The 24,258-nt window shown below is 72.0% G+C and carries 24 protein-coding genes; 12 read left to right on the top strand and 12 right to left on the bottom strand.

Going from position 1 to position 24,258, the window contains the following annotated elements; genetic code table 11:
• Positions 1-38: 38 nt before the first annotated feature.
• The gene (locus K3554_RS12645) at positions 39-494 is read right to left on the bottom strand and encodes a hypothetical protein (RefSeq protein WP_259940774.1); all 456 of its coding nucleotides are present in this window, start codon (positions 492-494) and stop codon (positions 39-41) included.
• 160 nt (positions 495-654) lie between these two features.
• Here K3554_RS12645 and K3554_RS12640 point away from each other — a divergent pair, with 160 nt between their 5' ends.
• Complete coding sequence (locus K3554_RS12640) at positions 655-2,013, top strand: MATE family efflux transporter (RefSeq protein ID WP_259940772.1); 1,359 nt, start codon at positions 655-657, stop codon at positions 2,011-2,013.
• Here K3554_RS12640 and K3554_RS12635 read toward each other — a convergent pair.
• Together K3554_RS12635 and K3554_RS12630 are read right to left on the bottom strand one after the other, a co-directional pair.
• Positions 2,010-2,426 carry a hypothetical protein gene (locus K3554_RS12635; protein ID WP_259940770.1) on the bottom strand — a complete coding sequence of 139 codons (417 nt, stop codon included), beginning with the start codon at positions 2,424-2,426 and terminating at the stop codon, positions 2,010-2,012. The genes K3554_RS12640 and K3554_RS12635 overlap by 4 nt on opposite strands.
• Positions 2,423-3,625, bottom strand: a complete 1,203-nt coding sequence (locus K3554_RS12630; RefSeq protein ID WP_259940769.1) for a pyridoxal phosphate-dependent aminotransferase — start codon at positions 3,623-3,625, stop codon at positions 2,423-2,425. Before K3554_RS12630 ends, K3554_RS12635 begins: the two co-directional genes overlap by 4 nt.
• Before the next feature lie 91 nt (positions 3,626-3,716).
• On the opposite strand from K3554_RS12630, the gene K3554_RS12625 reads away from it, so the two are divergent.
• The 4 genes from K3554_RS12625 to tig all read left to right on the top strand — a co-directional run bounded on the left by K3554_RS12625 (position 3,717) and on the right by tig (position 6,450).
• The gene (locus K3554_RS12625) at positions 3,717-4,112 is read left to right on the top strand and encodes a helix-turn-helix domain-containing protein (RefSeq protein WP_259940767.1); all 396 of its coding nucleotides are present in this window, start codon (positions 3,717-3,719) and stop codon (positions 4,110-4,112) included.
• Positions 4,109-4,372, top strand: a complete 264-nt coding sequence (locus K3554_RS12620) for a succinate dehydrogenase assembly factor 2 (RefSeq protein ID WP_259940764.1) — start codon at positions 4,109-4,111, stop codon at positions 4,370-4,372. Before K3554_RS12625 ends, K3554_RS12620 begins: the two co-directional genes overlap by 4 nt.
• 64 nt (positions 4,373-4,436) lie before the next feature.
• Complete coding sequence (locus tag K3554_RS12615) at positions 4,437-4,934, top strand: MarR family winged helix-turn-helix transcriptional regulator (RefSeq protein WP_259940761.1); 498 nt, start codon at positions 4,437-4,439, stop codon at positions 4,932-4,934.
• A 184-nt stretch (positions 4,935-5,118) separates the two neighbouring features.
• On the top strand, positions 5,119-6,450 hold the full coding sequence (tig, locus tag K3554_RS12610; RefSeq protein ID WP_259945948.1) for a trigger factor: 1,332 nt from the start codon (positions 5,119-5,121) through the stop codon (positions 6,448-6,450).
• Positions 6,451-6,505: 55 nt separating this feature from the next.
• Here tig and K3554_RS12605 read toward each other — a convergent pair whose 3' ends face one another.
• From K3554_RS12605 to K3554_RS12575, 7 genes are all read right to left on the bottom strand, one after another.
• On the bottom strand, positions 6,506-7,702 hold the full coding sequence (locus tag K3554_RS12605; RefSeq protein ID WP_259940758.1) for a PQQ-dependent sugar dehydrogenase: 1,197 nt from the start codon (positions 7,700-7,702) through the stop codon (positions 6,506-6,508).
• 72 nt (positions 7,703-7,774) lie between these two features.
• Positions 7,775-9,730, bottom strand: coding sequence for a bifunctional 2',3'-cyclic-nucleotide 2'-phosphodiesterase/3'-nucleotidase (locus tag K3554_RS12600; protein WP_259940756.1), 1,956 nt, complete (start codon positions 9,728-9,730; stop codon positions 7,775-7,777).
• A gap of 116 nt (positions 9,731-9,846) precedes the next feature.
• Entirely contained in the window at positions 9,847-10,473 is a 627-nt protein-coding gene (gene rplI, locus K3554_RS12595; protein WP_259940753.1) for a 50S ribosomal protein L9, read from the bottom strand.
• 12 nt (positions 10,474-10,485) lie between these two features.
• The gene (gene rpsR / locus K3554_RS12590; RefSeq protein WP_259940750.1) at positions 10,486-10,713 is read right to left on the bottom strand and encodes a 30S ribosomal protein S18; all 228 of its coding nucleotides are present in this window, start codon (positions 10,711-10,713) and stop codon (positions 10,486-10,488) included.
• A 12-nt stretch (positions 10,714-10,725) separates the two neighbouring features.
• Positions 10,726-11,082, bottom strand: a complete 357-nt coding sequence (rpsF, locus tag K3554_RS12585; protein ID WP_259940747.1) for a 30S ribosomal protein S6 — start codon at positions 11,080-11,082, stop codon at positions 10,726-10,728.
• A 140-nt stretch (positions 11,083-11,222) separates the two neighbouring features.
• Positions 11,223-12,923 (bottom strand): CHASE domain-containing protein, encoded by a 1,701-nt coding sequence (locus tag K3554_RS12580; protein ID WP_259940745.1) that lies wholly within the window; start codon positions 12,921-12,923, stop codon positions 11,223-11,225.
• Positions 12,924-13,120: 197 nt separating this feature from the next.
• Entirely contained in the window at positions 13,121-13,567 is a 447-nt protein-coding gene (locus K3554_RS12575) for a PRC-barrel domain-containing protein (protein WP_311200334.1), read from the bottom strand.
• Positions 13,568-13,724: 157 nt separating this feature from the next.
• On the opposite strand from K3554_RS12575, the gene K3554_RS12570 reads away from it, so the two are divergent.
• On the top strand, positions 13,725-14,291 hold the full coding sequence (locus tag K3554_RS12570) for a YceI family protein (protein ID WP_311200333.1): 567 nt from the start codon (positions 13,725-13,727) through the stop codon (positions 14,289-14,291).
• A gap of 21 nt (positions 14,292-14,312) precedes the next feature.
• Here the strand turns inward: K3554_RS12570 and K3554_RS12565 are convergent, their stop codons facing one another.
• A complete protein-coding gene (locus tag K3554_RS12565) occupies positions 14,313-15,536 on the bottom strand; it encodes an acyl-CoA dehydrogenase (protein WP_259940743.1) in 1,224 nt (407 codons plus the stop codon).
• 120 nt (positions 15,537-15,656) lie between these two features.
• On the opposite strand from K3554_RS12565, the gene K3554_RS12560 reads away from it, so the two are divergent.
• The 5 genes from K3554_RS12560 to K3554_RS12540 all read left to right on the top strand — a co-directional run bounded on the left by K3554_RS12560 (position 15,657) and on the right by K3554_RS12540 (position 22,311).
• A complete protein-coding gene (locus K3554_RS12560) occupies positions 15,657-16,547 on the top strand; it encodes a MoxR family ATPase (RefSeq protein WP_259940741.1) in 891 nt (296 codons plus the stop codon).
• Between the two features lie 69 nt (positions 16,548-16,616).
• Complete coding sequence (locus K3554_RS12555) at positions 16,617-17,834, top strand: VWA domain-containing protein (protein ID WP_259940740.1); 1,218 nt, start codon at positions 16,617-16,619, stop codon at positions 17,832-17,834.
• Between the two features lie 93 nt (positions 17,835-17,927).
• On the top strand, positions 17,928-20,312 hold the full coding sequence (locus tag K3554_RS12550; RefSeq protein WP_259940738.1) for an OmpA family protein: 2,385 nt from the start codon (positions 17,928-17,930) through the stop codon (positions 20,310-20,312).
• A 65-nt stretch (positions 20,313-20,377) separates the two neighbouring features.
• Entirely contained in the window at positions 20,378-21,343 is a 966-nt protein-coding gene (locus K3554_RS12545) for an XdhC family protein (protein WP_259940737.1), read from the top strand.
• Positions 21,340-22,311, top strand: coding sequence for a molybdopterin-binding protein (locus tag K3554_RS12540; RefSeq protein ID WP_259940735.1), 972 nt, complete (start codon positions 21,340-21,342; stop codon positions 22,309-22,311). Before K3554_RS12545 ends, K3554_RS12540 begins: the two co-directional genes overlap by 4 nt.
• A gap of 388 nt (positions 22,312-22,699) precedes the next feature.
• Here K3554_RS12540 and infC read toward each other — a convergent pair whose 3' ends face one another.
• Positions 22,700-23,215: a translation initiation factor IF-3 gene (gene infC, locus K3554_RS12535; protein WP_259940733.1), complete on the bottom strand. Its 516-nt coding sequence runs from the start codon at positions 23,213-23,215 to the stop codon at positions 22,700-22,702.
• Positions 23,216-23,417: 202 nt separating this feature from the next.
• Between infC and K3554_RS12530 the strand changes: the two genes are divergently transcribed.
• Positions 23,418-24,236, top strand: coding sequence for a hypothetical protein (locus K3554_RS12530; protein ID WP_259940731.1), 819 nt, complete (start codon positions 23,418-23,420; stop codon positions 24,234-24,236).
• The last annotated feature ends 22 nt before the right edge of the window (positions 24,237-24,258 follow it).

Genomic DNA, 24,258 nt, shown 5'->3' with positions numbered 1-24,258 from the left:
CGCGCGGCCGGGGCCTGCTGCCAGAGCGTCCCAGCCGCTCAGATCCCGCAGCGCTCCAGGAACGCGAGGCGCGCCGCCCCGGTGCCCCGCATGTCGCCCGCCAGGAACGTCCGCCGCGTCTGCGGCGAGTCCAGCTCGAAGCGGCTGGCGTTGCGGAATAACTCCAGGTTCTGCCCCGACACCACCAGCGGCCCCGAGACGCCGGGCCCTTCCTGCACCACGCGGACCGGCCAGCGATCGGTCCGGCCGTCGGGCAGCGTCACCCACATCATCAGCGAGGCGACGCCCGGGAACTCGTTGCCGGAAAGGGTGAGGTCCCGGAGCCAGAGCTCCATGCCCGCACCGCGGCGGCAGTGGATCCAGACCTCGTAGCGTCCGTCCTGGTAGACGGCGCGCGCCTTGCCGTCGGACTGGACCGTCTGCCACTCGGCCGCCGCGGGCGTGACGAGAAGGGTGGCCGCGGCGAGGCCGCACAGGAATGACGTGAGACGCATGACGAACTCCGGACCCTGCACACGGATTGATGACGTAGGGTAATGCAACCTGTGCGCCGGGTCGAGCGCGCCGGGGCCGCCGTCCCGCGCGCCCGGGGGCGGGGGCGCCTTCGCGCCCGCGGCGATGGACAGGGCGGCGCCCAGCCCCTAGCGGCGGCCCATGACCTTCGCGCACCACCTCCGCCGCACACTCCTCCTCGGCCTGCCCCTCGTGGGCAGCCAGCTCGCGCAGATCCTGATCGGCGTGACCGACACCGCGATGCTCGGGCGCTACTCGGTCGAGGCGCTGGCGGCCGGAACCCTGGCGCACACCGTGTTCTTCTCGCTGCTGCTCCTCTGCGCGGGCTTCGCCTTCGCGGTCATGGGCATGGCCTCCGATGCCGCGGGCCGCGCCGACGAGCGCGCGGTGCGCCGCGCCACGCGCATGGGGCTCTGGCTCTCGGTCCTGGCGGGCCTCGTCGTGCTGCCGCCACTGATCCTCTCGGCGCCGATCCTGCGGGCGCTGGGGCAGGGCGAAATGCTCGCCGCGGACGCGCAGGCCTACCTGCGCATCGCCGCCCTCGGCATGGTCCCCGCCCTCGTCTCCTTCACCCTGCGCTCGCACCTCTCGGCTCTGGAGCGCACGCGCGTCGTCTTGTGGTCGACGCTGCTGGCAGCCCTCCTAAACGTCGGCCTCAACTGGCTGCTGATCTTCGGCAACGCGGGTTTCCCGGAGCTCGGCATCCGCGGCGCGGCCATCGCCTCGGTGGGCGTGCAGGTGCTGACGACGGCGGTGCTGGCGCTCTATGCCGCGCGCGGCCCCGGCATGGCCCGGTGGGAGCTCTTCCGCAACATCCACCGCTTCGACCGCGAGGTGTTCGTGCGGGTCGCCCGCCTCGGCTGGCCCATCGGGCTGACGCACCTGAGCGAGAGCGGCCTCTTCGCCGCCTCCGCCCTCCTCATGGGCCTTCTGGGCACCGAGGCGCTGGCCGCCCACGGCATCGCGATCCAGGTCGCGGCGGCCACCTTCATGGTCCATCTCGGCCTCAGCCAGGCCGCCACCGTGCGCGTGGGCCGCTTCGCCGGCGGCGGCGACGCGGTCGAATTGCGGCGGGCGGCGCGGGCTGCCGCCCTCTTGTCGGCGGGCGCGGTGGTGCTGTCGATGGGGGTCTACTTCGGGGCGGGCCGCGCGATCATCGCGCTGTTCATCGACCCCGCCGACCCGCAGGCGCCGGTGATCCTCGCCATCGGGGCACGGCTGCTGATCGTGGCCGCCCTGTTCCAGGCGGTGGACGCCGCGCAGATCATGGCGCTGGGGATGCTGCGGGGGCTGCAGGACACGCACCGCCCGATGATCTACGCCGTGGTCGCCTACTGGCTGATCGGCATGCCCACGAGCTGGCTGCTGGGGATCGAGGCGGGGCTGGGACCCGAGGGCGTGTGGCTGGGTCTGGTCACGGGGCTGGGCGCGGCGGCGATCGCCATGACGCTGCGCTTCGTGCGCCTGGCTCCGGCGGCGCCGGCGGAGGCCGCCGCCTAGTCGCCCAGCACCCGGTCGGCGCGCTTCTTGGCCAGGACGGTGCGCAGGTCGTGCATGGCCATCAGCAGCCGGTCGGTCACCGCCTCCAGCTGCGCGTCCGTGGCCTTGGCCTGCGCCCAGTGGGCGGCGAGGTTCAGCGTGTCGACCGTGCGCAGGATGTCGTCCACCTCGCGCCGCGCCAGCTCCTCGGTGCGCGCGGCCATCCAAGCGTCGATGGCGGCGCGGTCGGCCTCCGACAACTCGGTGTCGCCCTGGGGCTTCACCGCGCCGTTGTTGACGTTGACGTTGGCGATCTGCTCCAGCTCCAGCCGGCGCTGGCGGTTCTCGGCGTCCACGCGGAACACCAGCGCGCCGTTGTCCTTCACGCGGAAGTAGTAGGGTGGCAGGCCGCCGTTCGCGGGCTTGTCGGTCACGTGAGCCCCTCGCAGAACCGCTTGATGCGCGCGCAGGCCTCGGCCAGCTGCTCGTCCGACGTGGCGTAGGAGACGCGGAAGTGGGGCGAAAGGCCGAAGGCCGCGCCGAACACGACCGCGACGCCCTCCTCCTCCAGCAGCGCGGTCGCGAAGGCCTCGTCGTCGGCGATCTCCGCGCCGCCCGCCGAGCGCTTGCCGATGCAGCCCGCGACCGAGGGATAGACATAGAACGCGCCCTCGGGGACGGGGCACTCGATGCCGGGGCAGGCGTTCAGCCCCTCGACCACGAGGTCGCGGCGGCGGCGGAACAGCGCCTGGTTCGGCTCGATGAAGTCCTGCGGCCCGTCCAGCGCCTCGACGGCGGCCCACTGCGAGATCGAGCAGGGGTTCGAGGTGCTCTGCGACTGCACCTTCCGCATGGCGGCGATCAGCTTCTGCGGCCCCGCCGCGTAGCCGATGCGCCAGCCGGTCATGGCGTAGGCCTTGGACACGCCGTTCACGGTGAGGGTACGGTCCTTGAGCCGCGGCTCCACCTGCGCCGGCGTCGCGAAGCGGAAGCCGTCGAACACGAGGTGCTCGTACATGTCGTCGCTCATCACCCAGACGTGCTCGTGGCGCAGGAGCACGTCCGTCAGACCGCGCAGCTCGGCCTCGGTGTAGCCCGCGCCCGTGGGGTTCGAGGGCGAGTTGAAGATCAGCCACTTGGTGCGCGGCGTGATCGCCGCCTCCAGCGTCTCCGGGGTCAGCTTGAAGCCGGTCTCCATGCCGGCCTCGACCACCACGGGCGTGCCGCCGCCGAGCAGCACCATGTCCGGGTAGCTGACCCAGTAGGGCGCGGGGATGATCACCTCGTCGCCGGGGTTCAGCGTGGCGATCAGCGCGTTGTAGAGCACCTGCTTGCCGCCCGTGCCGACCGAGACCTCGGCGGGCTCGTAGTGCAGCCCGTTGTCGCGCGCGAACTTGCGGCAGATGGCCGCCTTCAGCTCGGGGATGCCGTCGGGCGCGGTGTACTTGGTCTTTCCTTCCGCGATCGCCCGCACCGCCGCGTCCTTGATGTTCTCGGGCGTGTCGAAGTCCGGCTCGCCGGCCCCGAGGCCGATCACGTCGCGGCCGGCGGCGCGCAGCTCGGCGGCCATCGTGGTGACGGCGATGGTCGGCGAGGGCTTCACCCGCGCCAGCGTGTCGGAAAGGAAGGCCATTGGGTCGGGCTCCGGTTGCGGGGCTTCGGGGCCGCGTCCTAGATGGGGCGGCGCGGGTCGGCAAGGCGCGCGAGCGGTGGAGGGACGGCCCATGGACGGCGGCGAGGACGACGGCACGGCCACAGACGCGGGCTGGTACGACCCCGAGGCGACCACCTTCGGCGACCGGCTGTCGGGCGCACGCGAGGCGGCGGGCATGGGGCAGGCGGCGCTGGCAAGGCGCCTCGGCGTCAAGGCCACCACCCTGCGCGCCTGGGAGGAGGACCGCGCCGAGCCGCGCGCCAACCGGGTGCAGATGCTGGCGGGGCTGCTGAACGTCTCGCTGATCTGGCTGATGACGGGACAGGGCGCGGGCGTGACCCCCGCGCAGCCCGGCGACGGCGAGCTGCTGGCCGAGCTGGACGGCGCGCGCCGCGAGGCGCTGAAGCTGGCCGAGCGAATCCGCAAGCTGGAGATCCGCGTGCGCGCGCGGATGGACCGCACGTGAGCGAGGATCCCGAAACCCGGCGCAAGCGCCTGCGCATCCGGGCCTGGCGGCGGGGCATCAAGGAGATGGACCTGATCCTCGGCGGCTACGCCGACGCGGAGCTGGCAGGCATGGACGACGACGCGCTGGCCCTCTTCGAGGCGGTGCTGGGCGAGGCCGACCACGACCTCTACGCCTGGGTGGCGGGGCAGAGCGAGCCGCCGCCGCGCTACGCCGCGCTCCTGGCGGAGATGGGACGGCGCGCGGCGATTCCGCGCTGACTTTACGAAATCGCAGGAAAGTTCTGCGACCCCTCGCCCCGAAGAGGTGCCGAGAGGGAAGTCGATGAGCCGCCTAGAAAGCTTCAAGCCGCGCAACGGGGCGGATTTCCTGTCGGGCTACCTCGACGGGCTGCAACTGGTGGAACGTCTCCACCGCCTGCTGCTCGACGTCATCAAGGACGAGTTCGAGCGTCTCGGCATCCTGGAGATCAACGCGGTGCAGGGCCTGCTGCTGTTCAACATCGGCGACAACGAGGTGACCGCCGGCGAGCTGAAGTCGCGCGGCTACTACCAGGGCTCCAACGTGTCCTACAATCTCAAGAAGCTGGTGGAGCAGGGCTACATGCACCACCAGCGCTGCGAGATCGACCGCCGCGCGGTGCGGGTGCGGCTGACCGCCAAGGGGCGCACGGTGCGCGACGCCGTGCAGGAGCTGTTCGGGCGCCAGGCCGAGGGGATCCGCGGCACGGGCGTGCTGACCGATGCCGACATGATCGAGATCGTCTCCACCCTGCGCCGGGTGGAGCGGTTCTGGGCCGACCAGATCCGCTACATCTACTAGGCGCGGCCAGGCCGGGCGGCGGGGCCGGCATGGGCGCCGGCGCGGCGCCGGAATGCGCGCCGCGGGCCCCTCCTTCGGCGCCCCTTGCACCGCTCCGGGGGCCTCCATAGAAGGGCGCGGATTCAAACCATACCCGGCGGGCCATCGGCCCGGCCGGGCATCCGTGCCCGAGGAAGATGACGCGATGCAGGTGACCGAGACCACGAACGAAGGCCTCAAGCGCGGCTACACGATCACCGTGCCCGCCTCCGACCTTGCCGCCACCGTCGACGCCAAGCTCGCCGAGGCGCGGCCCACGATCGAGATGAAGGGCTTCCGCAAGGGCAAGGTGCCGCTCGCCCTCCTCAAGAAGCAGTTCGGCCAGCGCCTCATGGGCGAGGCCATGCAGGAGAGCATCGACGGCGCCATGTCGAAGCACTTCGAGCAGTCGGGCGACCGCCCCGCCGCCCAGCCCAAGGTCGAGATGACCAACCAGGACTGGAAGGAAGGTGACGACGTGGTCGTCTCGATGGAGTACGAGGCGCTGCCCGACATTCCCGAGGTCGACTTCTCGGACGTCGCCGTGGAACGCCCCGTGGTGGAGCCGTCGGACGAGGACGTCGCCGAGGCGCTCGACGGGCTGGCCAAGAACGCCCAGTCGTTCGAGACCAAGGACGGCGCGGCGGAGGACGGCGACCAGGTCGTGATCGACTTCCTGGGCAAGGTCGACGGCGAGCCCTTCGAGGGCGGCGCCGCCGAGGACTACCCCCTCGTGCTCGGCTCCAACTCGTTCATCCCCGGCTTCGAGGAGCAGCTGGTCGGCCTGTCCGCCGGCGAGGAGAAGGCCGTCGAGGTCTCGTTCCCCGAGGAGTACCAGGCCGAGCACCTGGCCGGGAAGGCCGCGACCTTCGAGTGCACCGTCAAGGAGGTGAACGCCCCCGCGGAGTCCGCCGTCGACGACGAGCTGGCCAAGCGCTACGGCGCCGAGGACCTCGAGTCGCTCAGGACGCAGATCAAGGACCGCCTCACCCAGGAATACGCCGGCGCCGCGCGCCAGGTGGTGAAGCGCCGCCTCCTCGACCAGCTCGATGGCAAGGTCGACTTCGCGCTGCCGCCCTCGTTGGTCGACGCCGAGGCGAACCAGATCGCCCACCAGCTCTGGCACGAGGACAACCCCGACGTTCAGGGCCACGACCACCCCGAGATCGAGCCCACCGACGAGCACCGCAAGCTCGCCGAACGCCGCGTGCGCCTCGGACTGCTGCTCGCCGAGGTCGGCCAGAAGGCCGAGGTCCAGGTGTCCGACGCCGAGATGACCCAGGCGATCATGCAGCAGGCCCGCCAATACCCGGGGCAGGAGCGCGAGTTCTTCCAGTTCGTGCAGCAGAACCCCCAGGCCGCCCAGCAGCTCCGCGCGCCGCTGTTCGAGGACAAGGTCATCGACCACATCCTCGAGCAGGCGAAGGTCACCGACAAGCCGGTGTCCAAGGAGGAGCTGCAGAAGGAGGTCGAGGCGCTGGAAGCCGAGACCGAGTGATCCGGCCAACCCGTCCGGTCGTGGAAGGGGCGCCCCGCGGGGCGCCCCTCTCGCGTCAGCCCTTCGGCGTGATGCGGTAGACGCCGCCGTTCTCGAAGTCGGTGAGGATCAGGAACGAGCCGTCGTCCATCACCTCCACGTCGCGCACCCGGCCGACCTCGCGCAGGAGGCGCTCCTCCTCGGAGACGCGGCCTTCGGCGTCGAAGGACAGGCGCACCACGCCGCCCGGATAGAGCGAGCCGATCAGCGCGTCGCCGTTCCACTCGGCGAAGCTGTCGCCGCTGTGGAAGTCCATGCCACCGGGCGCAATGACGGGGTCCCAGAAGTAGACGGGCTGCTCCATGCCCTCCATCGACGCCTGACCCGAACCCACGGCCTCGCCGCTGTACTGCTCGCCGTAGGAGACCACGGGCCAGCCGTAGTTCAGCCCGGCCTCGGGGCGGTTCAGCTCGTCGCCGCCCTTGGGTCCGTGCTCGATGGTCCAGAGCGTCCCGTCCGCGTCCACGGCGGCGCCCTGGATGTTGCGGTGGCCGAGCGACCAGATCGCGTCCTCGGCGCCGTCCTGCCCAACGAACGGATTGCCCTCGGGAATCGAGCCGTCGAGGTTCACGCGCACGACCTTGCCGTAGGTCTTGTCGAGATCCTGCGCGTAGTCCCGCTCCTCCTCGGTGAAGTGCTCGCCGGTGGTGATCACCGCCGTGCCGTCACCGGGGAACACGATGCGGCTGCCGTAGTGCATGGGCGAGGGCGAGGGCGGGCCCTGCACGAAGATATCCTCGACCTTCGAGACGCTACGGCCATCTTCGGACAGTACCATCTTCGCGGCCGCAGTGGCGGACATGCCGTCGCCCATCGGCTTGGCGTAGGTCACGTAGATCGTGCGATCCTCGGCGAAGGTCGGGCCGACCGCCACGTCGAGCAGGCCACCCTGCTTCTGGGCGTAGACCTCGGGAAGTCCCGAGATCGGCTCCGACAGGGTGCCGTCCTCCATCAGCATCCGCATCCGGCCCGGGCGCTCGGTGACGAGGCAGCCCTCGCCATCGGGCAGCACGGCGATGCCCCAGGGGTGGACGAGGTTGCCGGCCACCAGCGCGCGCTCCAGCTCCACGTCCGAGGTGGCCAGCTCGGCGCGGAACTGCTCGGGGAAGGCGGGCGCGAAGTCGGTGTTGCGCTCGCCCCAGGTGAAGGTCTGGGCGGCGGCAGGCACGGCAGCGGTGGCGGCCAGCAGGAGGGCGGGCAGGGCGCGGATCATGAGTGGCTCCGGTATCTGGGGTTTCCCCTAGGAGCCTAGGGCGTCCGCGCCCCGCGTCACGTCACGAAGGGGTCAGAGCGCCATGCGGTAGCGCTGGAATCCCTCCTCGGTCACCTCGGCCGGCTCCAGCGTCACGCCGGGCACGCCGTCCGCGTAGGCCGCGCCGCCGGGGCCGGTGTCGAACAGCACCGTGGTCCCGCCCAGGGGCGCGAACGTCCAGTTGCCGTCGGCCGAGGGGCTGATCGTGCCCTGCTCCACGATGTAGCGCACGATCACGTCGCGGTTGGTGTCGGGCGCCTCGAGGATGGTGGTGGATCCGTCCGCTCCGGGGAACGAGCCGCCGCCGCCGGCGCGGTAGTTGTTCGTGGCGATCACGAACTCCGCGTCCATGTCGAGCGGCGCGCCCCCGTAGGTCAGGTTCACGATTCGGCTCGCGTCCGGGTTGATCACCGCCCCCTCGCGGTCGAAGCGCGAGGGCTGGCTGAGGTCGATCTGATACTCGACCCCGTCGATCACGTCGAAGTTGTAGGACGGGAACTCGGGGTTCAGCAGCACCTGCTCGCCGCCGCCGGGCTCGATCTGGTTGAACATGCCGGCCGAGCGCTCCAGCCAGTCCTTGACCTGCTGTCCCGTCACGCGCACCGCGCGCACGGTGTTGGGGTAGAGGTAGAGGTCGGCCACGTTGCGGATCGCCACGTCGCCCGCGGGCACGTCCGTGTAGTACTCCGCGCCGCCCCGGCCGCCGGCCTTGAAGGGCGCCGCCGCCGACAGGATCGGCAGGCCCTCGTGTTCGGTGCCCTCGAGCAGTTGCTCGACGTACCACTGCTGGGCCTTGGAGACGATCTGCACCGAGGGGTCGTCGGCCACGAGCGCGAAGTAGCTGTGGAGCGGCGCATCGGTCTTGCCAACGGCGCGGCGCACGTAGGCGAGCGTCGCCTCGTGGTCGGCCTCGGTGGCCTGCAGCACGGCGTCCACGCTCTCCACGGTGGGGGTCCAGGAGCGGTCCTCGCCCCGGGTGGCGATGGGGCGCAGGGTCTGCTCCGAGGCGGCGATGCGCCAGCCGTTCCCGTCGCGCTCCAGCATCAGGTCCACCAGCCCCATGTGGCTGCCCCAGAAGCCGGGCATCACGGCGGGCTTGCCGTGGATCGTGCCGGCGGCGGCGTCCACGTTCGCCACGTCCGCGTAGGCGTCGCCCGGGAACTCGCGGTGGTGGTGCCCGGTCAGCACCACGTCGATGCCCGGGACGGCTGCGAGGGGGACGGAGGCGTTCTCCATCATCTCCTCGTACTCGGCTGGTCCGATGCCGGAGTGCGAGAGGGCGACCACGATGTCGGCGCCCGCCTCCTTCATCTGCGGCACGTAGGCCTCGGCGGCCTTCACGATGTCGCGGACCGTCACGTTGCCCTCGAGATGGCGGCGGTCCCACTGCATGACCTGCGGGGGCGTGAAGCCGATCACACCGATCTTGATGGGGTGCGCCTCGCCGGCGCCGTCGGTCAGCTCGCGCTCCAGGATCACGTAAGGCGGCACCAGCGTGGTGTCGGCGGTGATCTGGGCGCCCTCCTCCTTGACCACGTTGGCCAGCACCACCGGGAAGGCGGCCCCGGCAACGGCCTTGTCAAGGAAGTCGAGGCCGTAGTTGAACTCGTGGTTGCCGATGGTGGCGGCGTCGAAGCCGACCGCGTTCATGGCGGCGATCACGGGATGGACGTCGCCCGCCTTCAGCCCCCGCTCGTAGGCCATGTAGTCGCCCATCGGGTTGCCCTGCAGGAAGTCGCCGTTGTCGAGCACGAGGCTGTTGCCGGACTCGGCGCGCACGTCCTCGATCAGCGCGGCGGTGCGGGCGAGGCCCACGGTGTCGACCGGCTTGTCGCCGTAGTAGTCGTAGGGCCAGACGTGGACGTGAAGGTCCGTGGTCTCGGCGATGCGCAGGTGCGCCTGGTTCGCCTGGGCGCGGGCGGCGAAGGGATGCACGGCGACGAGGCCGGCGGCGCCGGCGGCGTGCAGGAAGGTGCGACGGTTCAGCATGATGGTCCCCCTGTGAGTGCGGGGAGATGAAGGCCCGTCCCGGCCCGTCATGCAAGGGTCAGATACGCAAAGGGGCCGCCCGAAGGCGGCCCCGATGGTGGTCGTGCAGTGCGGGTTCAGCGCGGCTGGTCGTCGCGGTCGGCCCGGCTCTCGGGCGTCTCCACGAGGCCGTCCTCGTCGTCCGAGGCGGCGGAGCCGATATCGTCGAACAGCTCGTTGATCTCGAACTCGGCCTGGGCCTCTTCCTCGGCGGCCAGCTCCTGGATCGACTTGCCGGCCTCCTGAAGCTCGGCCTCCTCGGGGGAGCGGGCGACGTTCATGAGGATCTCGACCTCGACCTCGGGGTGCAGCTTCACCGTGACCGGGTGGATGCCCAGGTCCTTGATCGGCTTCTGCAGCGAGACCTGGCCGCGGGCGACCGTGAAGCCGGCCTCGGTGGCGGCATCGGCGGCGTCGCGGGTGGTGACCGAGCCGTAGAGCGCGCCGGCGTCGGAGGCCTGGCGGATGATCACGAACTTCTGGCCGTCGAGGCGGGAGGCCATCGCTTCGGCCTCCTTCTTGGACTCGAGGTTGTCGGCCTCGAGCTGCGCCTTGCGACCCTCGAAGGCGGCGACGTTGGCGTCGGACGCCGACAGCGCCTTGCCCTGGGGCAAGAGGAAGTTGCGGGCGTAGCCGGGCTTGACGTCGACGACGTCGCCCATCTGGCCAAGCTTGGCCACGCGCTCGAGAAGGATGACTTGCATGATCTCAGCTCCTCACTTCACGGCGTAGGGCAGGAGGGCCAGGAAGCGCGCGCGCTTGATGGCCTGGGCGAGCCGGCGCTGGTTCTTGGCCGACACGGCGGTGATGCGCGAGGGCACGATCTTGCCGCGCTCGGAGATGTAGCGCTGCAGGAGACGGGTGTCCTTGTAGTCGATCTTGGGGGCGTTGGGGCCCGCGAAGGGATCGGACTTGCGACGGCGGAAGAAGGGTTTGGTTGCCATGTGCCTGTCTCCTTACCGGCGCTCGCGGCGGCGGTCGTCCCGCTCGTCGCGCTTCTGCATCTGAACCGAGGGGCCTTCCTCGTGCTCGTCGACCTTGATGGTCAGCACGCGCATGACGTCGTCATGCAGGCGGGCGAGGCGCTCCATCTCCTGCACGGCCGCGGCGGGCGCGTCGGTGCGGAAGAAGCTGTAGTGCCCCTTGCGGTTCTTGTTGATCTTGTAGGCCATCGTCTTGACGCCCCAGTACTCGGTCTCGACGACGGTGCCGCCGTTGTCCGAGATCACCGCGCCGAAGTGCTCGTTCAGCCCTTCGGCCTGCGCGTTGGACAGGTCCTGACGCGCGATCATCACATGCTCGTAGAGCGGCATGCCGTCTCCATCTCTCTCTGGCGGGCTTCACCGTCCGGACGTCGTCCCGCCCTCCGGACACGAGGGGCCGCGCGGTTCGGGGTCGCGGCGGGACGGACGGCGTATAGCGGGCGCGCGCCGGGGCGCAAGGCCCGCGTGCGTCAGGACGCGCCGGCGAGGACGCCGCGGCCGCCGTCCGTGGCGCGGATGCGGTCGGCGTCGCAGGCGAGGTGCCACTCGAAGCCCTCGCGGGCGTAGCAGGTCTCGATCTCGCCGCCAAGCGCGGCGCGCGCCATGATGTCGGTGACCTTCGTGCCGAAGCCGCGGCGCGAGGGCTTGGCGACGGGCGGGCCGCCGCGCTCGGTCCAGCTCATGCGGAAGCGCGCGGCGGGGCCGGTGCCCTCGAAGCGCCAGGCGATGCGCACCACGCCGCCGTCGTTCGACAATGCCCCGTACTTGCTGGCGTTGGTCGCCAGCTCGTGCAGCGCCATGCCGAGGGTCTGCGCGGTCTCGGCGTCGAGGCCGAAGTCCTCGCCCTCGATCACGATGCGGTCGTCCACGAGGTCGGCGAAGTGGGCGAGCTGCGAGCGCACCAGCTCGTGGATCGCGACCGCGCTCCAGCCGCTGCGGACCAGGAGGTCCTGGCTCTTGCTCAGGGCGCCGAGACGCTCGCCGAAGGTCCGGGTGAAGGTGCCGGGGTCGTCGGCGCGGGTCTGGCGGGCGATCGCCTGCACGAGGGTCAGGAGGTTCTTGGAGCGGTGGTTCACCTCGTCCATGAGCACCTCGATCTGCCCGTGGCTGCTGGCGATCGTGGCCGCGGCGCGGCGGCTGAGGCGGGCGCGCATGGCCTGCGCCCAGACCACGGCGGTCAGGAGGAACGAGACCATCAGGCCGAGGACCAGCATCACGTAGTCGCTGTGCGCCGGCAGCGCGGCCTCGAAGCGCGGGGTAGAGACGGCGCGGAACTGCCATTCGCGGCCGAACAGGGCCATCGCGTTCTCGGTCGCGTACCGGCCCGTGCCGGCATCGCCGTACATCGGCGTCGGGGAGGCGTCGGGGTCCACGTCGCGCAGCGTGACCGCGATCGCGGTGCGGTCGCCGTCGGCCCGGCCCGCGAGCACGCTCTCCATCAGGTCGGGGATGCGGAACACGCTGACGATGAGGCCCGTGGCGGCACGGCGCCGCTCCTCGGCGGAGGAGACGTCGGCGCCGGTCCGGTAGACCGGCTGCACCAGCAACACGCCCGCCTCGGATCGGCCGTCGCCGGCGTCGGCGTCGCCGCCCGCGAGCGTGACCTGCGCCGATAGGCTGGGCTCCCCGCTCTCGATGGCGCGGCGCACGGCGGCCCCGCGGTGGCTCTCGGAAAGGATGTCGAAGCCCACCGCCCGCTCGTTCCGCGCGCTCATCGGCTCGAGGTAGAGGATGGGCGCATAGAGCGAGCGCGCGCCACCGGGGCGCACCTCGAACTCGCCCATGCCGTCCCCGCGCGTGGCGCGAACGAGGTCGGCCAGGGCACCGGGACCGCGCAGGAGCGCGTTGTAGGACACCGCCTGAACGCCGGGATAGGTCTCGCCCATGGCCAGGTCGTCCACGTAGCGCCGCCAGTCGGCCCGGCTGACCGCGCCCGAGGACCGGAACAGGCTGACGCCTCCGCGCAGGAACTGCGCATAGGCGTTCATCGTCGCCTGGAGGTCGTGACGGACGTCGTCGGCGGCGGCGGCGAACATGACCTGGTTGCGCTCGTGGGTGCGGCCCCGCTCGAAGAGGAAGCCGGCCACCGTCGCCGAGACCGACAGCACCAGCACGAAGGCCACGATCAGGCGATCCCTGGGCGTGGCGCGATCGTCGGCATCGCTTCCCATGGTCGGACCTCGCTTCCTGGCGACCGGATCGGCGCCTCTCGCGCGCCGGTTGCATTGTCCAATCGCACAGGCGGGTTTGCGTTTCCACCGCTAAGTTGCCGCACGGCCCCGATTTTCGCAGCGGTGCCGGGCGGTTGGCCATACGAAAGAGGGGACCCGAAGGCCCCCTCTCACGTCATCCGACGTGGGTCGTTGGATCAGTCGAAGAAGCCTTCGTCCACCGAGGGTAGCTCTTCGAGCTGCTCTTCGCTAAGGCGCGTGACATAGCTGTAGGTGGCGTCGTCGACCGCCACGAGACGCAGGTCGCCCACGGGAACCATCACGTGCTTGTCGCCAATGTCGAGGAAGCCGCCGACTTCGGCCACGAGGCCGACCATCTGGCCCGACTTGTCGAGGATGATGTCCTCGATCTCGCCGATCTGGTCGTAGTCGGTGCCGTAGGCGTAGTTGTTGTAGCCGTAGGAGTCACGGTCTTCCATGTCCATCCAGGTGGCTTCGTCGTAGTTGTTGGCGATCGAGTAGACCGGGCCGCCGGTGATGTCGCGGGTGCGGATGTAGTCGGCCATGTCCATCATGTGGGCATCGGCCAGCACGGGGCCGGCGATCGCGGTGGCGAGGGCGGCGGAAGCGAGGGTGCGGATCATGTGTCTCTCCTGTCGTTGTTTCTGTGCGGTGAAGCACTCGGGGCAGACAACGGACGCGGCGGGCGATGGTTCCGCGCCGCGCCGCACACGCCGAAGTGAGGCCGGACGCGGCGCGGGGCGGGGCAGGATGCGCCGACGCCCCCCCGGGAGACCGCCGATGATCCGATCCCTCCTCCTCGCCGCGACGCTCGCGGCGCCCGCCGCTGCGGAGCCGGAACGCTACGCCCTCGCGCCCGATCACAGCCAGATCCTGTTCCAGTTCGAGCACCTCGGCTACTCCACCACCTGGGGGCTGCTGTCGAACCTCGCGGGGACGATCGTGTTCGACCCGGACGACCCCGCGGCCTCCTCGGTGGAGGTCGCGATTCCGCTGGCCGCGATGTTCACCGGCTGGGAGCCCCGCGACGAGGCGTTCCGCTCGGCGGAGTTCCTGGGAGCGGACGAGAACCCCGAGGCGACGTTCCGCTCCACGGCGATCGAGGTGACGGGCGAGGACACCGGGCGCATCGCCGGCGTGCTCGCGCTGAACGGGGTGGAGCGCGAGGTGGTTCTGGAGGCGCGTCTGAACCACCGGGGCGATCACCCGATGGAGCGGGTGCCGTGGATCGGCTTCGACGCCACCGCGACGCTGCGGCGCTCGGACTTCGACGCGGGCCGCTTCGCGCCGTTCATATCGGACGAGATTGAGGTACGGATCTCGGTGGAGGCGCGGCGGGCCGACTGAGGCGGCCCGCCGGCGGGGGCGTCAGAAGAACGCCTGCAGGCCGGTCTGCGCGCGCCCGAGGATCAGGGCGTGGACGTCGTGGGTGCCCTCGTAGGTGTTCACGGTCTCGAGGTTCATCATGTGGCGGATCACGCCGTATTCCTCGGAGATGCCGTTTCCGCCGTGCATGTCGCGCGCCAGCCGCGCGACGTGCAGCGCCTGCCCGCAGTTGTTGCGCTTGATCAGCGAGATCATCTCCGGCGCGGCCTGTCCCTCGTCGAGGAGGCGGCCCACCCGCAGCGCGGCCTGGGTGCCCAGCGCGATCTGGGTCTGCATGTCGGCCAGCTTGAGCTGGAACAGCTGGGTCTGGGCCAGGGGCTTGCCGAACTGCTTGCGATCCAGCCCGTACTGGCGCGCCGCCATCCAGCAGGCCTCGGCGGCGCCCATCACGCCCCAGGCGATGCCGTAGCGGGCGCGGTTCAGGCAGCCGAACGGACCCTTCAGTCCTTGCACGTCCGGCAGCAGCGCGTCCTCGCCGACCTCCACGCCGTCCATCACGATCTCGCCCGTGGTCGAGGCGCGCAAGCTCTGCTTGCCCTTGATGCGCGGGGCCGACAGACCCTTCATTCCCTTCTCAAGCACGAAACCGCGGATCTTGCCGTCGTGGGCGTCGGACTTGGCCCAGACCACGAAGACGTCCGCGAAGGGCGCGTTCGAGATCCACATCTTGGAGCCGGTCAGGCGGTAGCCGCCATCGATCTTCTCGGCGCGGGTCTTCATGCCCGCGGGATCGGAGCCGGCATCCGGCTCGGTCAGGCCGAAGCAGCCGATCAGCTCGCCCGCCGCCAGGCCCGGCAGGTACTTCCGCTTCTGGGCCTCGGTCCCGTAGGCGTGGATCGGATACATCACCAGCGAGGACTGCACCGACATCATGGAGCGGTAGCCCGAGTCCACGCGCTCGATGGCGCGCGCGACCAGCCCGTAGGTCGTGTAGGTCGAGCCGAGGCCGCCGTACTCCTCGGGAATGGTGACGCCGAGCAGGCCGGCCTCGCCCATCTTCGCGAACAGCTCGGGCGCGTCCAGCTCCTTGGCGTAGGCCTCGCGGACGACGGGTTGCAGCGTGGACTGCGCGAAGCTCTCGGCGGCGTCGCGGAGCATCCGCTCGTCCTCGCTCAGCTGGTCCTCCAGCCGCAGCGGATCGGCCCAGTCGAAGGGGCCGAGGTCGGGGCCGTGGCCGGCGTGCGGCGGGATGGCGGCGTCTTTCATGGGGTGGCTCCTCTGTCGCCGCGGGTTGTATCCCTCGCGAACCCCTCCCGCAACGCGCGGGCGCCCATGCGCCTTTGGTCGGCTTGACCGCGCCGGCACGGACTGCGCCTCCTCCGTCCCATGAGCACACCCATGAACAGCATCGACGCGGTGCAATCCGCCCTCGCGGGACAGGACTACGTCTGCGGCCGGGCGCTCGCCACGGTGACGTTCCTCGCGCTGCGCCTGCGGCGGCCCCTGTTCCTCGAGGGCGAGGCGGGGACGGGCAAGACCGAGATCGCCAAGGCGATCGCGTCGGCGCTGGGCCGGCGCCTGATCCGGCTGCAGTGCTACGAGGGGCTGGATGCCCACTCCGCCGTGTACGAGTGGAACTTCGCGGCGCAGATGGTGGCGATCCGCCGCGCCGAGGCGACCCACGAGGCGCCGCCCGACCTGTTCTCGGACCGCTTCCTGATCGCGCGGCCCCTCCTGGAGGCGATGCGCCCCCAGCCCGGCGGCGCCCCGGTGCTGCTGATCGACGAGATCGACCGCACCGACGCCCCGTTCGAGGCGTTCCTGCTGGAGGCGCTGTCGGACTACCAAGTTACGATCCCCGAGACGGGCACGGTCCGCGCCCCCGAGCCGCCGATCGTGATCCTCACCTCGAACCGCACGCGCGAGGTGCACGACGCGCTCAAGCGGCGCTGCCTCTACCACTGGGTCGACTACCCCGACCACGCCCGCGAGATGGAGATCCTCGCCGCCCGCGCGCCGGAGGCGTCCGAGACGCTCAGCCGCGAGGTCGTCGCCTTCGTGCAGCGCCTGCGCACCGAGGACCTGTTCAAGAAGCCCGGCGTCGCCGAGACCATCGACTGGGCCAAGTGCCTGCTCGCCCTCGACATGATCGAGTTGTCACCTGCGGTCATCGCCGACACGCTTGGCGCGCTCCTGAAGTATCAGGACGACATCCAGCGCCTCCAGGGCTCCGACGCCCGGCGCATCCTCGACGAGGTCCGGGCGGAGTTGGCGTGATGGCCCTCCCTCATCCTGCCGGAAATACCTTGGGGGGTCCGGGGGGCTAGCCCCCCGGCATCGCACGCCGTGGAACACATCCCCCTCGACCTCCCCGAGAACCCGCGCCTCGCCGGCAACATCGCGCATTTCGCCGCCGCATTGCGCCGCGCCGGGGTGCCCGCCGGTCCCGACCGGGTGATCCTGGCCGCCGAGGCCGTCGCCGCGGCAGGCTTCACCGAGCGCGCCGACTTCGCCCACGCGTTGGAGGCGGTGTTCGTCCGCCGGCCCGAGCACCGCGCTGTCTTCCGGCAGCTCTTCCGCCTCTACTGGCGCGACCCGCGGTTTCTGGAGCACATGATGGGCCTGCTGACGCCCACGGTACGCGGCGTGCAGGACGAGCGGCGCGCGCGGGCGGCCGAGAAGCGCGCCGCCGAGGCGCTGCTGGGGGACGCAGACCGCGAGACGCCCGAGCCGCGCGAGGAGGAGGCACCCGAGGAGGTGGAGATCGACGCCGCCGCCACGGCGAGCGGCCGGGAGACGCTGCGGACCCTCGACTTCGAGCAGATGTCCACCGCCGAGATGGCCCGCGCGCGGCGCATCCTCTCGACCCTGCGCCTGCCGGTCGATCCCATCCCCACCCGCCGCCGTGCCGCGGACGTGCGCGGCGGTGTGGACCGCCGCGCCACCCTGCGCGCCGCGATGCGCAAGGGCGAGCTGCGCGACATCCGGCGCGCGACGCCGGGGCGGCGTTGGCCGAACCTCGTGGCCCTGTGCGACATCTCCGGCTCCATGTCGGCCTACAGCCGGGCGCTGCTCCATTTCCTCCACGCGGTCTCGAACGCGGAAGGGCAGGGGTGGGCGGACGTCCACGCCTTCACCTTCGGCACCCGGCTGACCAACATCACCCGTCACATGCGGGGCCGCGACGTGGACGCCGCCCTCGCCGCCGCCGGGGCCGAGGCGCAGGACTGGGACGGCGGCACGCGCATCGGCGCGGCCCTGCGCGCCTTCAACCGCGACTGGTCGCGGCGCGTCATGGGGCAGGGCGCCGTGGTGCTGCTCGTGACCGACGGATTAGAGCGGGGCGACGCCGACGCGCTTGCCTTCGAGGCCCGGCGCCTGCACCTCGCGGCCCGCCGGGTGATCTGGCTCAACCCGCTGCTGCGCTGGGACGGCTTCGCGCCGAAGGCCGCCGGCATCCGCGCGATCCTGCCCCACGTCGACCTCCTGCGCGCGGGCCACAACATCGCCGCCTTCGAGGGCCTCGCCGCCGCGCTGTCGGAGCGGGGCACGGCAAGGCGCTGACGCCGCCCGGCCATCCGATATCGCGGCCCGCTTCGGAACGTCCCGCGCCGGCAAGGGGTTGTGGTCCGCACAACTCAAGGGAGCCCACCGCCCATGCCCGTCCAGACCCTATCCGCGCGTCTTCGCGCCGCCACCGCCCTCGCCGCCGGCCTCGCCCTCGCGCTGCCGCCGCTGCCCGCTTCCGCCCAGCTCCTGCCCGGCGCGCTGATCGAGATGCCCGTGCCCGACATCGCGGCGCGCTGCCTCGACGAGGGCATCGCCGTGGACCGCCTCGCGCTCTGCGCCCGCGTGCTGCTGCTCAGCGAGCAGGGGCTCGCGCTCCTGAACGAGCACCCCGACGCCACGCTCGACGCGAGCGGCGCCGTGTTGGCCGCCGACGGCTCGCAGCTCGTGCCCGCCGCGCCCGAGCTGGAGTCCGCGCTCGCCGGGATCGGCCTCGCGCCGGGCGACGCCGCCGGCGCCGAGCGCTTCGCCGCCGTTGCCGCCTCCGACGGCGTGGCAGGGCTGCTGGGGTCCAACGACACCCAGACCACAGAGCCTGATGTGGAGATGGACGAGGCCGAGGCCGAGACCGCCGACACCGAGGTCGCTGCCGTGACCGAGGAGGAGGGCGCCGACGCCCGCGCCGAGGGCCAGACCGATCCCGCCGGAGCGGAGGCGGACGACGGCGCGGACACGTCCGAGGCCGGCGCCGTGGACGAGGCCACCGCCGAGAGCGTGATCGCCAATATCGAGGCCGCCGCCGACGAGCCCATCGACGAGGAGGCCGCGCTCGAGGAGGCCGCCGAAGCGCCCGTCGAGGCCGAGACCGCCGTGGCGCCCGAAACCGTCGAGTCGCCCGTGGAGGAGAACGCCGAGACCGCGCAGGACCCGACCGAGGACACCACGCCGACGGACGTGGCCGAGAACCCCGAGATGCCCGTCGTCGAGGAGCCCGCGGGCGACCCCGACGCCGAGGAGGTCGCGGTGATCCCGGAGGATGCCGGCACCGGCACCGCCACCGTGGGCGACGGCGTCGCCGATGGCGAAGTCACGACCGTGGACGGCACCGTCGCGGACGACCCCGACACCGAGGTGACCGCCGAGACCGAGGGCGCCGACGCCGGATCGGACGCGGCGATGGAGGAGGCCGCCGAGGAGGCCGGAACCGAGGAGGACGCCTCCGTGGGCGCCGGCGCGACTCCCGACGCCGCCACCGCCACCGCCGAGGCGGAGCCCGAAGCCGAGGCGGAGACCACCGCCGAGGCCGAAGTGGAAGCCGAGGCCGAGGCCGAGCCGGCTGCCGAGGCCGAGACCGTTATGCCCGAGAGCGAGGCGGCGGCCGAGGTCGCGGCCCGTCCCGAGCCCGAGCTGACGCCCGAGCAGGAGCGCGCGCGCGACCAAGCGGAGGCGGCGCTTTCCTCGCTCGACACGCAGACCGGCAGCGACGACGCCGCGGCCGCCGAGCCCACCGCCGCCGCCGCGCTGTCGGCGTCCGACGAGGATGCCTCGGCCGACGCGGAGGTCACCGAGGAGGAGGTCACGGATGCCGACGTCCGCTCCGCCTCCGAGGACTTCGCGACCCAAGCCGTGGTCACCGACGACGACCGGGGCGGCCTGTCCGACACCCAGAAGCTCGCGCTGGGCGCGCTGGGCGCGCTGGCCGTGGGCACGCTGCTGAACAACCGCGCGCGCGTTGTGTCGAACAGCGGCGACCGGGTCGTGGTGCAGCGCGCCGACGGCGACTTGACCGTGCTGAAGGACGACGACGCGCTCCTGCGCCGTCCCGGCTCCACGGTCCGCACGGAGCGCTTCGACGACGGCTCCAGCCGCACGATCGTCACCCGCGAGGACGGCAGCCGCGTGATCACCGTGCGCGACGCGTCGCTACGCGTGCTGCGCCGGACGCTGATCGCCGCCGACGGCACCGAGTACGCGCTGATCGACGACACCGCCCCGGTGGAGCAGGTCGACGTCTCGCAGCTGCCCGAGTACCGCCCCACGGCCTCGACCCGCGACGGCGGCGACGACGCGCTGCGCATGGCCCTCGCCCGCGAGGCGGGCGTGGACCGCGCCTTCTCCCTCGCGCAGATCCGCACCATCCCCGAGGTGCGCGCGCTCGCGCCGGCGATCGAGCTTGACGCGGTGACCTTCGCCAGCGGCTCGGCTGCGATCATGCCCGACCAGGCCGGCGCGCTGACCGGTCTGGCCGAGGAGATGAAGGCGCAGATCCGGGCCAACCCGCGCGAGGTGTTCCTGATCGAGGGGCACACCGACGCGGTGGGGGATGCGGCCTACAACCTGGCCCTCTCGGACCGCCGGGCCGAGAGCCTCGCGCTGGCGCTCAACGAGTACTTCGGCGTGCCGGTCGAGAACATGGTGGTGCAGGGCTACGGCGAGCGCTTCCTGAAGGTGCCGACGCAAGCCTCCGAGCAGGCCAACCGCCGCGCCGTCGCGCGCCGGGTCACGGACCTCCTGCGGGTCGCAGCCGCCAACTGATCCGCGACCAAAGCGGGGGCAGGGCCGGGGTTGAGAGACCCCGGCCCTTGCTGTTTGGGTAGGGCATGGAACGGGACCCCATCGAAGCCATCATCGCTTGGCGCGACGCCGGACGGCAGGCCGCGCTCGCCACCGTCGTCGAGACCTGGGGCTCGGCGCCGCGCCCGCGTGGGGCGGTGCTGGCCATCTCCCAGGATGCCGAGCTGGTCGGGTCCGTGTCGGGCGGCTGTGTCGAGGGCGCGGTGGTGGCCGAGGCGCTGGACGCGTTCGGCGACGGGCGCCACCGGGTGCTGGAATACGGGGTCAGCGACGACGAGGCCTTCGCTGTAGGGCTGGCCTGCGGCGGCACGATCCGCATACTGCTGCAACCGGTCGTGCCCGCCGTGCTCGACGCGCTGCGGGCGGTTCAGGCGCAGCGAGAAGCAGCGCATCCTGCGGCGCTGGAGACGGACGTGGAGACCGGCGAGGTCCGGGCCGTCGCCGAGGGGCTGGAGGCGCGGGTGCGCGAGGACCGCTCGGGCTTCGAGGAGGACGGGCGGCGGTTCCGCGCGCTCTTCGCGCCGCCCCTGCGCATGGCGGTGGTGGGCGGGGTGCACGTGGCGCAGGCGCTCGTGCCCATGGCGCGCATCATGGGCTACGCGGTGTCCGTGATCGACCCGCGCGAGGCCTTCGCCAGCCCGGCCCGCTTTCCGGACACCGCGCTCGACCATGACTGGCCCGACGCGGCGATGCGGCGCTTCGCGCCCGACGCCCGCTCCGCCGTGGTGCTGCTGACCCACGACCCGAAGCTCGACGACCCGGCGCTGGAGGTGGCGCTGCGCTCGGACGCCTTCTACGTCGGCGCGCTCGGCTCCACGCGCACCCACGCCAAGCGGGTCGCCCGGCTGGAGGCGGCGGGGCTGGATGCCGCGGCCATCGCGCGGATCGACGCGCCCGTGGGCCTCGACATCGGCGCGCGCACGCCCGCCGAAATCGCGGTGGCGGTGCTGGGCGCCGTTACGCAGGCCCTGCGCCGTGGTCCCACGCGGTGAGGTTCGGCCCGGTCCCGGTGGACGACGCCGAGGGCGCGATCCTCGCCCACTCTGCCACGACCCCCGGGGGACGCCTGCGCAAGGGCGCGGTGATCGGCGCCGACGAGCGCGCGGCGTTGCAGGCCGCCGGGCTGACGTCCGTGATCGCCGCGCGGCTCGACCCAGGCGACGTGGGCGAGGATGCCGCAGCCACCGCGGTCGCCGCCGCCATGCAGGGCGAGGGACTGGCGCGGCGCGCGGCCTTCACGGGGCGCGCCAACCTCCACGCCGAGGGACCGGGCGTACTGGAGGTCGACCGCGCGGCCATCGACCGCGCCAACGCGGTGGACCCGGCCATCACCGTCGCCACCCTGCCGCCGTGGCAGCGCGTGGCCGCGGGCACCATGGCGGCCACCGTGAAAATCGTGGCCTACGGCGCACCGGGCACGGCCGTCGAGGCGGCGGCCGAGGCTGCGCGGGGCGCGCTGAGGGTCCGCGCGCCCGTGCTGCGGAGCGCGGTGCTGCTTGTGACGACCTTGCCGGGCGCACCCTCGAAGCACGGCCCCGTGGTGGCGCGGCTCGACCGGCTGGGGGTGGAATGCGCCGTCCGCGAGGTGCCCCACGCGGAAGCGCCCCTCGCCGCGGCGATGGGGGAGGCGGGGGCCGACTTCCTGCTCGTGCTGACCGCCTCGGCCACGTCCGACCCGCGCGACGTCGGACCGGCGGCCCTGCGCGCGGCGGGCGGGCGGCTGGAGCGGTTCGGGATGCCGGTCGATCCGGGCAACCTCCTGTTCCTGGGCGATCTCGGGGGGCGCCCCGTGATCGGCCTGCCGGGCTGCGCGCGCTCGCCCGCCCTCAACGGCGCGGACTGGGTGCTGGAGCGCCTCGTCTGCGGCGTGCCGGTGACGGGGGCGGACATCGCCGCGATGGGCGTGGGCGGACTGCTCGGCGAGATCCCGACGCGCCCCCAGCCGCGCGAGGGGCGCTAGCGCGACGATCCGCCCATCGCGCGGTTTTTGTGCCGGGCGCCGGAACCAATGCCCCGGCGCACGGTTCTCCCCGCATAGAGACGGACGCGCGGGGCCGACCTTCCCCCCTCCCTCCCCACCCGGAGGCACCGCGCGAGACCCCGCCTCATTACGGACCCGCGGCTTTCCCCCGCCGGCGTGGTCCGGAAGACCCGGCGCGCATTCCCTTCCCCAGGAATGCGCGCCTCCTCGTTTCCGGAGGCTGCCCGTGACCCGCAAGCGCCCACCCGTCGCCGGCGATCCCGCCGCGCCCGATCCCGCCGCGCCTCCGTCGGACGATGCGGAGGGCGCGGACGAGAAAGGGCGCCCGAAGGCGCCCCGCGAGGATCCCGGGCGGGACTGACCGGCCTCAGCGCTGCTGGGGCCCGATCATCATGACCATCTGGCGGCCTTCCATCTTGGGCATGTTCTCGACCTTGCCCAGCTCCTTGACGTCCTCGGCCACCCGCTCCAGCAGCTCGCGCCCGAGGTTCTGGTGCGCCATCTCGCGGCCGCGGAAGCGGAGCGTGACCTTCACCTTGTCGCCGTCCTCGAGGAAGCGGTACACGTTGCGCATCTTGACGTCGTAGTCGTGCGTGTCGGTGTTGGGGCGGAACTTCACCTCCTTCACCTCGATCGTCTTCTGCTTCTTGCGAGCCTCGGCCTCGCGCTTCTGCTGCTCGTACTTGAACTTGCCGAGATCCATGATCTTGCAGACCGGCGGGTTCGCGCTCGGGCTGATCTCGACCAGGTCCAAGCTGACCTCCTCGGCCAGCGCACGGGCGCGCGACGGGCTCATCACCCCGAGGTTCTCGCCCTCGGCGCCGATGAGGCGGATCTCGACGGCGCGGATCTTGTCGTTGGCGCGGGGGCCGGTGTCGCGCACGGGCGGCGCGTGGTGTGGTCTGCGGGCGATGGTCGTGGCTCCTGGGATTGTTCGCGATCAGGGCGGCAAGGTAGCGGCGCCGGGCCCGCGCTTCAAGTTGCGATCGCGTCGCTGCGGTGCGGAACCCCCGGGGGGCGGGGTGGTTGTCCCCCCGAGTGCGGCCGTCACGCGGTCGTGATTTCCGAAGGAAGGGGAGACGCACATGTCCCGCAACGTAATCGTAGGTCTGGCCGTGGTGGTCGTGGCCGTTCTGGCCTGGATCGTCATCGCGCGCTTCGACGACGGGGCCGAGGTGGCCGACGCGCCGGTCGACGGCCCGCTGACCACCGAGGTGGAAGGCGACGCCGTGGTCGTCGACGTCGATCCCGACGCCGAGCCCGAAGCCAACGTCGAGGCCGTGGTCGACGAGGCCGCGCCGCTGACCGAGGCCGGCGAGGACGCCGCCTCGTCGCTTGAGGAAGCGAACGAGGTCGCCGAGGAGGAGCCGCAGGTTCCCGCCGACGCCGCGCCCGACGCCGCCGACTCCGACGCCGTGGTCCTCGAGAACGAGGTGACCGTGGTCGGCGACGAAGCCGCCGCCGAGGTCGACGAAGCCGCCGACGAGGTGGAAGCCGCTGCCGACGCCGTGGGCGACGCCGCCTCCGATGCGGCCGCCGCCACCGGCGCCGCGATCGAGAATGCTGCCGAGGCGACCGCCGACGCCGTGGGCGATGCCGCCGACGCGACCGCCGAGGCGGTGGACGACGCGGGCGAGGCCGTCGAGAACGACGATCCCGAGGTCGTGACCACCACGGTTCCGATCACGCCGGCCGAGGGCACCGTCGACGCCGACGCGGAGATCGCCGAGCTGCTGACCCCCGAGACGTTCGACGCCGACCGTCTGATCGTCCTGATCGACGAGAGCGACCTCGACGCCGACGCCCGGACCTCGCTGCGCACCGCGGTCGAGGAGGCGCGCGACGACCCCTCGCTGGTCGACGCCACGATCGAGCGCATCCGGACCGACCTCGAGATCGAGTGATTCGAGCGCTCCGGCACGACGA

This window comes from Jannaschia sp. W003 (genome assembly GCF_025144335.1).
Lineage (GTDB): Bacteria > Pseudomonadota > Alphaproteobacteria > Rhodobacterales > Rhodobacteraceae > Jannaschia.
This window is presented reverse-complemented; position numbering and strand designations above follow the sequence as displayed.